General features: G+C 55.5%; 1 protein-coding gene. It reads left to right on the top strand.

Annotated features, from left to right (window positions below; translation table 11 throughout):
• Window positions 1-50: 50 nt before the first annotated feature.
• Window positions 51-254, top strand: a 204-nt coding sequence (locus H7T88_RS28560; RefSeq protein WP_221791748.1) for a hypothetical protein, incomplete at its 3' end; no start/stop codon positions are given.

The raw sequence follows: 254 nt of genomic DNA, 5'->3' as shown, positions 1-254 counted from the left end.
GCTGGTTATCCCCGGATTTCTGATTCTCTCCTTTTCAAGGAGGAAATCCCGTGATAAACGCGCTCGCTTCGCTCCTTTTACCGATTCCTTCCCTCCGCTGGCTTCCCTCCCTCTTTTTTTCCAAAGGAGATGGAACAAACTTGCGAGGGGTGGGGCAGGGGGATAAAAGCTGGAAGTCTGTTCGTCGAGGAAAAGAGTATCGAGGGCGCTGGACGCTCCGGGATGGATCGGTGTCGGGCGCTGGTTATCCCCGG

Origin of the sequence: Paenibacillus cucumis (ex Kampfer et al. 2016) (assembly GCF_019748695.1) — a bacterium.
GTDB lineage: Bacteria > Bacillota > Bacilli > Paenibacillales > Paenibacillaceae > Paenibacillus > Paenibacillus polysaccharolyticus.
This window is presented reverse-complemented; position numbering and strand designations above follow the sequence as displayed.